The organism is Kocuria rhizophila (assembly GCF_003667225.1).
GTDB classification, from domain to species: Bacteria; Actinomycetota; Actinomycetes; order Actinomycetales; family Micrococcaceae; genus Kocuria; species Kocuria rhizophila.
The window spans coordinates 1-13057 of the sequence record NZ_RCOM01000072.1; the positions used below are offsets into that span (position 1 = coordinate 1).

A 13057-nucleotide genomic window follows, 5' to 3' on the forward strand; every position below is an offset into this window, starting at 1 on the left:
GCTCCTCCCCGTCGTGGGAGGGACCCGGGGCCGGTGCACGGAACGAAGGAGCACGATGAGTACGACACCCCCTCAGGACCAGCCCACCGAGACCACCCACACCGCACGGGGCAACACCTACCGGCTGCGGCGGTTCACCGTGACCGAGGGCTCGCTCGCGGACAACCCCGAGGCCGTGCAGTGGAACCGCGCGGTGTACCAGGGGTTCCACGACGCCGAGCCCACCGACGAGGCCACCCGGCGGATCCTGCGCTCCCTGCGGGAGGCGGGCACCCGGCTGCGCTCCGTGTACAAGGCGGATCCCGTGCCCCCCGCGGCCCTGGGTGCGGAGCGTCCCGTGGCCACGTTCTGCTCGTGGGACTCCGAGCTGACGCTGGGCGAGGGCCGCAGCATCCCCGCGTGGCTGATCTCCGAGGTCACCGTGCGACCCACCCACGCCCGGCGGGGTCTGCTGCGCCGCCTCATGACGCAGGACCTCACCGAGGCGCACGAGGCCGGGTTCCCGGTGGCGGCGCTGACCGCCTCCGAGGCCACGATCTACGGCCGGTTCGGATTCGGTGCCGCCACGTTCAACGCCGAGGTCACGGTGGACGCGCACTCCCGGCTCCAGCTCAAGGCCCCCACCGTGGGGACGGTGGAGATGGCCGACAACCTGGCCGTTGCCGAGCTGGCCCCGCAGATCTTCGAGCGCTTCCACCGCGCCACCGCCGGTTCGCTGCGGCGCACCGTGAAGTGGTGGGACTACGTCTCGGGGCAGTGGAACTGGCACCGCGGCGCCGCCGAGCCCGAGGTCCGCACCGCCGTGCACTACGACGAGCAGGGTCAGCCGGACGGCTACGTGAGCTACAAGTTCCTGCCCACCCAGGGCTACGAGGGAACCCTGGAGGTCGTGGACCTGGTGGGCGCGGACTCCCAGGCGCAGATCGCCCTGTGGGAGTTCCTGTGCAACCTGGACCTCGTCACCGAGGTGCGCTACAAGTCGGCACCCATCGAGGATCCCCTGATGTGGGGCATGGTGGACATGTCTGCGTACACCGTGCACAAGCGCACCGACCGGGTGTGGCTGCGGGTCCTGGACCCCGTGGCCGCGCTGTCCGCCCGTCACTACACCGCACACCGGAGGATGACCCTCGCCGTGGTGGACTCGCTGGGGTTCGCGGACGGGATCTACGAGATCGACACCACGGACGGGGAGACCCGCGTGGCGCGGGTGGGGGACCGGCCCCGCACCGAGAGCGACCGGGCGGGCGCGTCCATGCCGGAGGTCGAGCTGCCGGAGGGGGTCGACGCCGCGCTGACCGTGGACCTGCTCGGGTCCCTCTACTTGGGCGCGGTCAAGGCGTCCACGCTGCACCAGGCGGGTCTGCTGCGGGTGCGGGACGACGACGCGCTGCGGGACCTCCAGGACCTGATGACCACCACGGCGGACCCGTACTGCATCTCCCCGTTCTGACGCTCAGCCGCTTGAACACGCACCTGCCGGGCACTAGACTGGTACGGTGCGTGTTTTCGCACGCCCACACCAAGTTCGACTCTTCCGCACCGCCGTGCCCTCGCGGCGCGGGTGCGGAAGTGACAATCCATCACACCAATTCCATCGGAGTCCCTACTACATGACCACCACCACCCAGCAGGTCGCCGTCAACGACATCGGAACCGAAGAGGACTTCCTCGCCGCTGTCGACGCGACCATCAAGTACTTCAACGACGGCGACCTCGTGGAAGGCACCGTCGTCAAGGTCGACCGCGACGAGGTCCTCCTGGACATCGGGTACAAGACCGAAGGTGTCATCCCCTCTCGCGAGCTGTCCATCAAGCACGACATCAACCCCGACGATGTCGTGGCCGTGGGTGACGAGGTGGAGGCTCTGGTCCTCACCAAGGAGGACAAGGAAGGTCGCCTGATCCTGTCCAAGAAGCGCGCCCAGTACGAGCGCGCCTGGGGCGACATCGAGAAGGTCAAGGAGGACGACGGCGTCGTCACCGGTACCGTCATCGAGGTCGTCAAGGGTGGTCTCATCCTGGACATCGGCCTGCGCGGCTTCCTGCCGGCCTCCCTCGTGGAAATGCGTCGCGTCCGCGACCTCGCGCCGTACATCGGCCAGCAGCTCGAGGCCAAGATCATCGAGCTGGACAAGAACCGCAACAACGTGGTCCTGTCCCGCCGTGCATGGCTCGAGCAGACCCAGTCCGAGGTCCGCGCCAACTTCCTGCAGCAGCTGCAGAAGGGCCAGGTCCGCACGGGCACCGTGTCCTCGATCGTCAACTTCGGTGCGTTCGTGGACCTGGGTGGCGTGGACGGCCTCGTGCACGTCTCCGAGCTGTCCTGGAAGCACATCGACCACCCCTCCGAGGTCGTCGAGGTTGGTCAGGAAGTCACCGTGGAGGTCCTGGACGTGGACATGGACCGCGAGCGCGTGTCCCTGTCGCTCAAGGCCACCCAGGAGGATCCCTGGCAGCTGTTCGCCCGCACCCACGCCCTGGGTCAGGTCGTGCCGGGCAAGGTCACCAAGCTGGTTCCGTTCGGTGCGTTCGTGCGCGTCGAGGACGGCATCGAGGGCCTGGTGCACATCTCCGAGCTGGCCCAGCGCCACGTGGACATGGCCGAGCAGGTCGTCTCCGTCAACGAGGAGCTGTTCGTCAAGGTCATCGACATCGACCTGGAGCGCCGCCGCATCTCGCTGTCCCTGAAGCAGGCGAACGAGGGCGTGGACCCGGAGTCCACCGAGTTCGATCCCGCCCAGTACGGCATGGCCGCGGAGTACGACGAGCAGGGCAACTACAAGTACCCCGAGGGCTTCGATCCCGAGACCAACGAGTGGATCGAGGGCTACGAGGATCAGCGCGCCGCGTGGGAGGAGCAGTACGCTCAGGCCCAGTCCCGGTGGGAGGCGCACAAGGAGCAGGTGCGCAAGCACATCCAGGACGATGCCGAGGCCGCGACCACGTCGTCCTCGTCTTCCTCCTCCTCGTCCAGCCCGTCGCAGAGCCACTCCTCCGGCCCCACGAGCTACTCGTCCGAGGCCCCGGCCGAGGACTCCGGCACGCTGGCGTCCGACGAGGCCCTCGCCGCTCTGCGCGAGAAGCTCACCGGCCACTGAGTCGAGCGTGTGGGTGATCCCGTGAGGGAAACCCGCCCGTGAGAGAGGTCCCGCACCCCATCCGGGGTGCGGGACCTCTCGCATGTCCGCCCGGTCAGGCCAGGGGCACGTCCTGCCACCGGAGGGCTCCCTCCGCGACCTCCGCGTGACCGGAGGTCGCCGCGGCCAGGTCCTCGTGGGCCCGTGCGATCTGGGCAGGGTGGTCTGGCATGAGCAGGTGCAGGGTGGCGCGGGCGGCGTCGTAGCCGGTGGGGAGCATGGTGTAGTCCTGGGACCGCAGCTCGGCCTCGATCCGCCCGGCCTCGGCGTGCGGTGCGGTCACGCTCAGTTCCCGGCAGCGGAGCCTGCGGGCCAGGGGAGCGGTCTCCAGCGCGGCCGTGACGGCCCCGGAGTAGGCGCGCACCAGACCTCCCGCGCCGAGCTTCACGCCGCCGAACCAGCGGACCACCACGGCGCACACGTCTGAGAGGTCTCCCGCCTCCTGCGCAATCCGCTGCTGCGGGGTCGCGAACTGCGTGAGGGTCTGCAGCATGGGGATGCCCGCGGTGCCTGCGGGCTCCCCGTCGTCCGAGGAACGTGTGGTGTCCCGCGTGGGCCCCAGCACGAACGCGGTGCAGTGGTGGCGGGCGTCCCTGTGCTGCGCCGTGACCTCGGCTATGGCCGCACGGGCCGCGTCCTCCGAGTCCACGCGGGCGAGCACGGCCAGGAACCGTGACTTCCTGATCTCGAGCTCCGCGGTGTGCGCCGCTCCGGACCGCAGGATCGTGTAGGAGACCTGGGTGGACTGCTCGGCCCCGGGGCGCTCCGGGATCGGACGGGAGGACATCCTCCCAGTCTAGGGAGACCGGGCACGGGCTCTTGAACCGGGTCGTGTCGCGTGACTGCCGGGGGTGGTCGTGTCGCGTGCGTGTCCGGGGTGGTCGCCGCGATCGCATCCCTCTCGGTGGGCGGTCCCGCGCGGAATCGGGGCAGAGTGCTCCCGTGCCCGGGAGCCGAGGGCCGCTACAGTGGGCTGGGCCGCCGACGCGGTGGCCCAGTGAGTTCCGACCACCGACTGAAAGTGCCGCTCCGTGCTCAACCGCCTCCACGACCGTCTCGGGCTGCGCACCACGCCCTCCATCTTCTTCGCCTCAGCCGCACTCGTCGTCGTCTTCACGGTGGCCATGGGGCTCTTCCCGGAGCCCGTGCACGGCGTCTTCGGGGCGGTGGCCCACGTGCTGCGCTACGAGACGGGCTGGTTCTACACGTTCAGCGTGACCTCCCTGGTGATCTTCGCCCTGGGCCTGGCCGTCAGCCGCTACGGCAGGGGCCGGCTGGGCGACGACGACTCCGCACCCGCGTACTCGGGACTTACCTGGTTCGGCATGCTGTTCGCCGCGGGGGTGGGTGCCGTGCTCATGTTCTGGGGCGTGGCCGAGCCCATCAACCACTACGCCAACCCGCCCATGTACGGCACGGAGCCCGGGTCCGACCAGGCCGCCGTGGAGGCCCTGAACATCGCCAACTTCCACTTCGGTCTCCACATGTGGGCGATTCTGGCCGTGCCCGGTCTGGCGTTCGGCTACTTCACGTACAAGCGCAAGCTGCCGCCGCGGGTCTCCTCCGCGTTCCACCCCCTGCTCGGGGACGGCATCCACGGCCCGTGGGGCAAGGCCATCGACGTCCTCTCCATCGTGGCCACCGTGTTCGGCCTGGCGGTGTCCGTGGGCCTGGGTGCCCTGCAGATCAACAGCGGGCTGAGCTACGTGTACGGGATTCCCGTGGCCGGCTGGATCCAGGCGGCGATCATCGCGGTCATCACCGCGGTGGGGCTGGCCTCCGTGCTCGCGGGCATGGAGAAGGGCGTGAAGCGGCTCTCGTACGGCAACATCATCCTGGCGGTCGCGCTCATGCTGTTCGTGCTCATGGCCGGTGCCAGCATGGACACGATGCGCGCGATCGTGGAGTCCGCGGGAAGCTACGTCAACCAGCTGCCCACGCTGGCGTTCTTCAACGACACCTTCGGGGGCGGACAGTGGTCCGGTGACTGGACGGTGTTCTACTGGGCGTGGACCGTCACGTGGGCGCCGTTCGTGGGAATGTTCGTGGCCAAGATCTCCCGGGGGCGCACCATCCGCCAGTTCGTGGTGGGTGTGCTGGGCGTGCCGTCCGCGTTCGTGGTCGTCTGGATGGGCATCTACGGCTACAACGCGATCCGCGTGGACCGGGCCCCCGGAACCGGGGGCAGCCTCACGGACACCATCGTCACGCAGGGCAACGCGGAGGCGGCGCTCTTCCAGTTCCTGCAGTCCATGCCGTTCTTCGGGGTCACCGCACTCGTGGCCCTGGTCGTGATCACGATCTTCTTCATCACCTCGATCGACTCCGGGGCCCTGGTCATGGACGCCATGGCCAACGGGCACGAGGACGAGGCGCCGCGGCGGCAGCGGATCTTCTGGACGCTCGCGGTGGGTGCGGTGTGCATGGCCATCGTGGTCACCTCGGGCGAGAACGGGCTCAACGCCCTGCAGGAGGTCATCATCGTGATCGGCGCTCCCGTGATGGTTCTGGAAGTGCTGCAGGCCGTGATGCTGCTGCAGGCCCTGCGCCAGGACGCGGGGAGCGCCCGGCCGCTGCGAACCCGGCAGTGGAAGCGCGTCCTGCCCGCGGAGGAGTACCACCGCCGGGCGCAGGAGGACACGTCGGCGGTGTCCGAGTACGTGATCCGTCCCGAGTACGAGGTGGGCACGGAACCGGAGAACGACACCCACCAGCCTCGCACGTGGCACTGGCAGCGCGAGCAGGAGGGGCGCCCGGTCTTCCAGCTCGCCCTCACGGGCGGCGCCTCGGCGGGCAAGCGCACCGCCGCGCACGCGTTCGAGGAGCTCGGAGCGGCCATGCTCGACAGCGTGCAGATGTGGCAGGAGCTGCTCGAACCCGGTACGCAGACGCGGGCGGAGGTGGACCGGATCTTCGGGGAGCAGCTGCCCACGGGGCCCGGGGCGGGCGCCGCGGACACCATGGAGGCACTGGACGAGCTGATGGCGGGCAACGACACCGTCCGGGCCCGCGCCCACGAGCTGCTGCTGCCGCACATGCGGGAGTCCGCGCGGCGTCGTGCCCGGGAGGCCGGGCCCGACCGCGTGGTGGTCCAGGTGCTGCGGGACCCCCTGGAGACCGAGCAGCGGGACCGCTTCGACCTCGTGGTCGCGGTCGCGGCCCCCGCGGAGGAGCGCGTGCAGCGCCTGCGCCGTGACGAGGGCGTGCCCGCGGACGTCGCGTGGGAGATCGTGGACCAGGCCCCGTCGGACGACGAGACCCGTGAGGTCGCCGACCGTGTGATCGTCAACGACGACGGCGTCGAGCGGGTCCGCGAGCAGGTGCGGGAGATCTGGGAGGACGCCGTACGCCCGGTCCTCGACGAGGACGAACCGAAGGAGGCCGCTGACGATGACGACACCGTTCGCACGCCCGGGACGCACTGACGTGCTGCGCGTGGGCCTCACGGGAGGCATCGCCTCCGGGAAGTCGACCGTGTCCCGCTGCCTGGCCGACCTCGGGGCCGTGGTCGTGGACGCGGACGCGATCGCGCGCCGGCTGCAGGAACCGGGAGAAGCCGGCTACGAGGCCGTGGTCGGGCACTTCGGGGACACCGTGGTGGATAAGGCCACCGGGCGCCTGGACCGCGCGGCGCTGGCCGGGATCGTGTTCGCGGACGAGGCTCGGCTCGCGGAGCTCAACGCCATCATGCACCCCCTGGTGCGGGCCGAGGCCGCGCGGCTCGCGGACGCCGTCCCGCCGGGGGGCGTGCTCGTGCAGGACATCCCGCTGCTCGTGGAGACCGGCCAGCACGCGGACATGGACCGCGTGCTGGTGGTTGAGGCCCCCGAGGCCGAGCGGGTCCGGCGCATGGTCGCCGACCGCGGCATGGACCCGGACGACGCACGACGCCGCATCGCCGCCCAGGCCTCGGACGCGCAACGCCGCGCCGTGGCCACCACGGTGTTCGACAACTCCGGTACGCGTGAGGACCTCGTGCGCCAGGTGCACGAGTGGTGGTCGGAGCAGACGGGCTGAGCCGGGGTCCGCACCGCGGTCGCCGCTGTCCCGCCGTGGCCAGGGGTAAGCCGGGCCAACGTGGTGGGCCCGACCGGTGGAGCCCGACCTGTGGTGCACGCCCGGGTGCGGTGGGGCACCCGGGCGGCCCTGCGGCGTCGTCGTGCGTGTCGGAGGGCCCGCGTAGCCTGGTGCCATGTCGCTCGCCCAGAAGATCAACCGTGTGGTCGCGCCGTTCGAGGTCGTGTCCGAGTTCCAGCCCGCCGGGGACCAGCCCAAGGCCATTGCGGAGCTCTCGGAGCGGATCCAGGGCGGGGAGAAGGACGTGGTGCTCATGGGCGCCACGGGCACCGGCAAGTCCGCCACGGCGGCCTGGCTGATCGAGGCCGTGCAGCGGCCCACGCTGCTGCTCGTGCAGAACAAGACGCTCGCGGCGCAGCTGGCCAACGAGCTGCGGGAGCTGCTGCCGAACAACGCCGTGGAGTACTTCGTCTCCTACTACGACTACTACCAGCCCGAGGCCTACGTCCCGCAGACGGACACCTTCATCGAGAAGGACTCCTCCATCAACGAGGAGGTGGAGCGGCTGCGGCACTCCGCCACCAACGCGCTGCTGACCCGCCGGGACACCGTGGTGGTCTCCACCGTGTCCTGCATCTACGGCCTGGGCACGCCCGAGGAGTACGTCAAGCAGATGGTCACCCTGGCCGTGGGCCAGGAGATGGACCGGGACGCCCTGCTGCGCCAGTTCGTGAACATGCAGTACGTGCGCAACGACGTCGACTTCCACCGCGGCACGTTCCGTGTGCGGGGGGACACCGTGGAGATCATCCCCATGTACGAGGAGAACGCCCTGCGCATCGAGTTCTTCGGGGACGAGATCGAGGCCATCTACACCCTGCACCCGCTCACCGGGGAGGTCATCAACGAGGAGCAGGAGATGTACGTGTTCCCGGCCTCCCACTACGTGGCCGGTGCGGAACGGATGGCCACGGCCATCGAGTCCATCCAGAACGAGCTGCAGGAGCGGCTGCAGGAGCTCGAGTCCCAGAACAAGCTCGTGGAGGCCCAGCGGCTGCGCATGCGCACCCAGTACGACCTCGAGATGATGGAGCAGATGGGGTACTGCAACGGCATCGAGAACTATTCGCTGCACATCGACGGCCGTCCGCGCGGGTCCGCCCCCCACTGTCTGCTGGACTACTTCCCGGACGACTTCCTGCTGATCATCGACGAGTCCCACGTGACCGTCCCGCAGATCGGCGGCATGTACGAGGGGGACATGTCCCGCAAGCGCACCCTGGTGGACCACGGCTTCCGGCTGCCCTCCGCCATGGACAACCGCCCGCTGAAGTGGGACGAGTTCCTGGAGCGGATCGGGCAGACCATGTACATGTCCGCCACCCCCGGTCCGTACGAGATGTCCAAGGTGGACTCGGTGGTGGAGCAGATCATCCGCCCCACGGGGCTGGTGGACCCGCAGGTGGTCGTGAAGCCCACCAAGGGCCAGATCGACGACCTCCTGGAGCAGATCGAGCTGCGCGTGGAGCGGGACGAGCGTGTCCTGGTGACCACCCTGACCAAGCGCATGGCCGAGGACCTCACCGAGTACCTCATGGAGCACGGGGTCAAGGTGCAGTACCTGCACTCGGACGTGGACACCCTGCGTCGTGTGGAGCTGCTGCGCGAGCTGCGCATGGGCACGTTCGACGTCCTCGTGGGCATCAACCTGCTGCGTGAGGGCCTGGACCTCCCCGAGGTGTCCCTGGTGGCCATCCTGGACGCGGACAAGGAGGGCTTCCTGCGCTCCACCACGTCCCTGATCCAGACGATCGGCCGTGCCGCCCGCAACGTGTCCGGCGAGGTCCACATGTACGCGGACAAGATCACCCGCTCCATGGACGTGGCCATCGAGGAGACCAACCGCCGCCGCGAGATCCAGGTCGCCTACAACACGGAGCACGGGATCGACCCTCAGCCCCTGCGCAAGAAGATCGCGGACATCACGGACCAGCTGGCCCGCGAGGACGAGGACACCAGGACCCTGCTGGCCCAGCGCTCTGCGGCCAACAACCACACCGCCCCCGTCAAGGGTGGCAAGGGGAAGAACTCGGAGAAGGACCAGGCGGCGGCCGCTGCGGAGTCCAAGCTGCTGCGGGACGGGGTGGCCGCGGCGCCCGCAGAGGACCTCGTCCAGCTCATCGAGGACCTCAGCGAGCAGATGCGCAATGCCGCCGCGGAGCTGAAGTTCGAGCTGGCCGGGCGGCTCCGGGACGAGATCGCGGACCTCAAGAAGGAGCTGCGGCGCATGAAGGACGCCGGGCACGCGTGAGCGGGGCCACGTCCCTCCTGGCCACACCAGGGGGTCGGGTAAACTGGCGGTCCTGTACGGCCCGCACCCGGGTTGTTCCCTGTCGTCTTCTCACCTAAGGGGTACCCGTGGACATCTCCAGTCTGCAGTGGGGTCTCACCATTGCACTGATCGTGGGGCTGCTGGCCTACGACTTCATCTTCCACGCCCGCAAGCCGCACGAGCCGACCGTCAAGGAAGCGGCCATGTGGACGGGGTTGTACGTGTCCCTCGCGCTGCTGTTCGGTCTGCTGATCCTCTTCTGGGACGGGCCCACCTACGCGGCGGAGTACTACGCCGGCTTTGTCACGGAGCAGGCGCTGTCCGTGGACAACCTCTTCGTGTTCCTCATCATCATGGCGTCCTTCAAGGTGCCCCGCGCGGACCAGCAGAAGGTCCTGCTGTTCGGCATCGTGGTGGCGCTGATCGCCCGCACGGTGTTCATCTTCGTGGGCGCGGCCGCCATCAACCGCTGGTCCGCACTGTTCTACGTGTTCGGCCTCTTCCTCATCTACACCGCGGGCAACCTGGTCAAGGGTGAGGTCACGGACTCCGCGGAGGACGACGACGCCAACAACATCATGGTTCGGCTGGCCAAGCGCTTCCTCAAGACCACGGACGAGTACGACGGCGACAAGCTCTTCACCCAGGTCGACGGCAAGCGCGTGATGACGCCCATGCTGCTGGTCATGGTCGCGATCGGTCTCACGGACATCATGTTCGCGCTGGACTCGATCCCGGCGATCTTCGGTCTGACCCAGGAGACCTACATTGTCTTCACGGCCACGGCGTTCTCCCTCATGGGCCTGCGCCAGCTGTACTTCCTCATCGACGGTCTGCTGGACCGGCTCATCTACCTCTCGTGGGGTCTGGCCATCATCTTGGGCTTCATCGGCGTGAAGCTCATCCTGCACGCACTGCACGAGAACACACTGTCGTTCATCAACGACGGTGAGCCGGTGCACGTGGTCGAGGTGACCACCGGGTTCTCCCTGGCCGTGATCGTGGGCGTGCTGGTCCTCACGGTCCTGGCGTCCCTGCTCAGCCCCAAGGGTCGCGCGGTGCGGATCATCAACGGTGCACGCGACTGGTCGGAGCGCTACCTCGAGATGCCGGAGTCGGCGCCCGTGGAGGAGCGCACCAAGGCGGCCGAGAAGATGAAGAAGTACCGCGAGCAGCTGCCCACCGTGAAGGCCAAGTACCGGGACGAGCTCATCGAGTCCGAGGCCCGCTACCACGACCTGTTGGAGCGTGCCCACGGTCTGCGTCAGGAGCGACTGGCCGAGGCCGAGCGCCACAACTGACCACCCCGGTCTGGGCTCCGCCCCTCTCCCCATGGCGCCCCTCCTGCCCGTGCAGGAGGGGCGTCGTCGTTTTCCGTCTTCCCCTGGCCCAGCAGCCCCGGCACCGGTATGATGGAGCACGATCAAGGGAGTATCCCTCACCTCCGTGAACGTCAATACGTCGAGCGCCGCCGCTGGGCCGGGCACGGACCACGTTTTTGCAGACCCCAGGGTCTCCAGAGCGTGGGGGAGAGACTTGTGCGGTTCACGACACCCACAAGGAGTTCCTCTCGTGGAGATCACCACTGTGCAATGGGTCATCACCATTGCTTTCATCCTGGGCCTGCTGGCCTACGACTTCATCTTCCACGTGCGCAAGGCGCACGAGCCCACCATCAAGGAAGCGGCCGTCTGGTCCGCCGTGTACGTGGGCATCGCCCTGCTGTTCGGCCTCGTGATCCTGTGGCTGGACGGCCCCACCATGATGGCCGAGTACTACGGGGGCTATGTCACGGAGAAGGCGCTGTCCGTGGACAACCTCTTCGTGTTCCTGATCATCATGGGCTCGTTCGCGGTGCCCCGGGCGGACCAGCAGAAGGTGCTGCTGTTCGGCATCATCTTCGCGCTCGTGGCCCGCACCGTGTTCATCTTCGCGGGCGCCGCGGCCATCAACGCGTTCTCGTGGGTGTTCTACATCTTCGGCTTCATCCTGGTCTTCACCGCGGGCAACCTCATCAAGGGGGAGATGTCGGAGAACGCCTCCAACGAGGCGGACAACATCGTGGTGCGACTGGCGCGGAAGCTGTTCCACACCACGGACTACTACGACGGCGACAAGCTCTTCACCGTGCACAACGGCAAGCGCGCCCTGACCCCCATGCTCCTGGTCATGGTGGCGATCGGCGGGACGGACATCCTCTTCGCGCTGGACTCGATTCCCGCGATCTTCGGGCTCACGCAGGAGCCGTACATCGTGTTCACGGCCACGGCGTTCTCCCTCATGGGTCTGCGGCAGCTGTACTTCCTGATCGACGGTCTGCTGGACCGCCTGATCTACCTGTCGTGGGGCCTGTCGATCATCCTCGCGTTCATCGGCGTGAAGCTCATCCTGCACGCGCTGCACGAGAACACGCTGCCGTTCATCAACAACGGTGAGCACGTGGCCGTGGTGGAGATCGGCATCGGCCTGTCCCTCGCGGTGATCATCACGGTCCTCGTGGTCACGGTCCTGGCGTCCCTCTACAGCCCCAAGGGCCGGGCACTGCGCACGATCCAGAAGACCCAGGACCTCACCGAGCAGTACCTGGCTCTTCCGGCGGACGCCCCTGCGGAGCAGCGCAACCGGATCGACGCCGAGCTCGCCGAGCTGCAGGCCCACTTCCCCAAGATGTCCGAGAAGCACAAGAACGAGCTCATCGAGCACCGGGCCCGGTTCCGGACCATGGTCGAGACCGCCCGCGGCCAGCACCGGGAGTTCGCTGAGACCGGGGCGGTGCAGACACCTTCCCCGGACTTCACTCCGGACGGCGAGCGGCGGGACCGGGGTCACCGCGCATCACCTGCTGATCGCGGGCACGGGGCCGGTTCCTCACCCGCCTAGTTCGTGGACCCCTGCCTGACCCGCCGAGCTCGACGCCGCACGGAACCCTGACCGGGCCCGTTCCCTACCCGGGGAACGGGCCCGGCGGCGTGGTGCACCACAGGGCGGCACCGGCGAACAGCGCGGCCCACAGGAGCGACACGAGCGTGCCGATGATGAACTGCTCCCGCTGCTGCGCGTTGGTGAACTCGCCGTAGCGGGCGAGGCCCTTCACGGCCACGACCACCCCGATGCCCGCGACCATCCCGGTGAGCAGCGAGACGATGGCGGCGGCGCGCTCCAGCGCACCGATAACAAGGCCACCGCGCAGGGGCGGATCCACGGGTTCTGCGGCGGCCCCGGAATCCGCCCAGGGACTCTCTGAGGGCTGGGCGCGCACGGCGGAGAGGTCCGCGAAGCGGAAGACGGCACGGACCACGGGGTCCCCGGACGGGGTCCCCGCCACGAGCAGGGCGGGGTACGCCCATTCGCGCGAAACGGTTCCCGCCGCCCAGGTCCAGGCCACGGTGACCAGCAGGAGCGTGAGCGGCAGCACCACGGTGGTGAGCGGTCGCACGTGGTTCATGCCCCGTCTCCTCTGCCTGCCCGGGCGGACGATGCGTTGGTGCCCTCGTCGGGGGCGTCCTGTCGCGCGGACCGCCCGTGCCCGCCGGAGGCGGCGGTGGCAGGCGGGGTGGCGGTCCGGGTG

General features: G+C 68.8%; 9 protein-coding genes. 7 read left to right on the forward strand and 2 right to left on the reverse strand.

All coding sequences use genetic code 11. The features are described from left to right. Positions 1-55 precede the first annotated feature (55 nt). Complete coding sequence (locus tag D9R02_RS09400) at positions 56-1453, forward strand: GNAT family N-acetyltransferase (protein ID WP_039101217.1); 1398 nt, start codon at positions 56-58, stop codon at positions 1451-1453. Between the two features lie 160 nt (positions 1454-1613). Next, positions 1614-3101, forward strand: coding sequence for a 30S ribosomal protein S1 (rpsA, locus tag D9R02_RS09405; RefSeq protein ID WP_039101216.1), 1488 nt, complete (start codon positions 1614-1616; stop codon positions 3099-3101). 94 nt (positions 3102-3195) lie between these two features. Here the strand turns inward: rpsA and D9R02_RS09410 are convergent, their stop codons facing one another. Then, on the reverse strand, positions 3196-3927 hold the full coding sequence (locus D9R02_RS09410; RefSeq protein ID WP_019309143.1) for an IMPACT family protein: 732 nt from the start codon (positions 3925-3927) through the stop codon (positions 3196-3198). 244 nt (positions 3928-4171) lie between these two features. Here D9R02_RS09410 and D9R02_RS09415 point away from each other — a divergent pair, with 244 nt between their 5' ends. The 5 genes from D9R02_RS09415 to D9R02_RS09435 all read left to right on the forward strand — a co-directional run bounded on the left by D9R02_RS09415 (position 4172) and on the right by D9R02_RS09435 (position 12369). Next, the gene (locus D9R02_RS09415; protein ID WP_121566808.1) at positions 4172-6565 is read left to right on the forward strand and encodes a dephospho-CoA kinase; all 2394 of its coding nucleotides are present in this window, start codon (positions 4172-4174) and stop codon (positions 6563-6565) included. Further along, positions 6531-7157: a dephospho-CoA kinase gene (gene coaE / locus D9R02_RS09420; RefSeq protein ID WP_052239262.1), complete on the forward strand. Its 627-nt coding sequence runs from the start codon at positions 6531-6533 to the stop codon at positions 7155-7157. Before D9R02_RS09415 ends, coaE begins: the two co-directional genes overlap by 35 nt. A 175-nt stretch (positions 7158-7332) precedes the next feature. Continuing rightward, positions 7333-9468 (forward strand): excinuclease ABC subunit UvrB, encoded by a 2136-nt coding sequence (gene uvrB / locus D9R02_RS09425; protein ID WP_039101214.1) that lies wholly within the window; start codon positions 7333-7335, stop codon positions 9466-9468. Between the two features lie 107 nt (positions 9469-9575). After that, on the forward strand, positions 9576-10790 hold the full coding sequence (locus D9R02_RS09430; RefSeq protein WP_019309146.1) for a TerC family protein: 1215 nt from the start codon (positions 9576-9578) through the stop codon (positions 10788-10790). Positions 10791-11061: 271 nt separating this feature from the next. Continuing rightward, positions 11062-12369, forward strand: coding sequence for a TerC family protein (locus tag D9R02_RS09435; RefSeq protein ID WP_102613264.1), 1308 nt, complete (start codon positions 11062-11064; stop codon positions 12367-12369). Between the two features lie 64 nt (positions 12370-12433). On the opposite strand, the gene D9R02_RS09440 is transcribed toward D9R02_RS09435, so the two are convergent. Then, complete coding sequence (locus tag D9R02_RS09440; RefSeq protein WP_121566809.1) at positions 12434-12934, reverse strand: hypothetical protein; 501 nt, start codon at positions 12932-12934, stop codon at positions 12434-12436. Between the last annotated feature and the right edge of the window lie 123 nt (positions 12935-13057).

What these genes read in the sequence shown, in the direction of transcription:
- D9R02_RS09400 (WP_039101217.1), top strand. Translation starts at nt 56, where the DNA reads ATGAGTACGACACCCCCTCAGGACCAGCCCACCGAGACCACCCACACC.
- uvrB (WP_039101214.1), top strand. Translation starts at nt 7,333, where the DNA reads ATGTCGCTCGCCCAGAAGATCAACCGTGTGGTCGCGCCGTTCGAGGTC.
- D9R02_RS09410 (WP_019309143.1), bottom strand. Translation starts at nt 3,927, where the DNA reads ATGTCCTCCCGTCCGATCCCGGAGCGCCCCGGGGCCGAGCAGTCCACC.
- rpsA (WP_039101216.1), top strand. Translation starts at nt 1,614, where the DNA reads ATGACCACCACCACCCAGCAGGTCGCCGTCAACGACATCGGAACCGAA.
- D9R02_RS09440 (WP_121566809.1), bottom strand. Translation starts at nt 12,934, where the DNA reads ATGAACCACGTGCGACCGCTCACCACCGTGGTGCTGCCGCTCACGCTC.
- coaE (WP_052239262.1), top strand. Translation starts at nt 6,531, where the DNA reads ATGACGACACCGTTCGCACGCCCGGGACGCACTGACGTGCTGCGCGTG.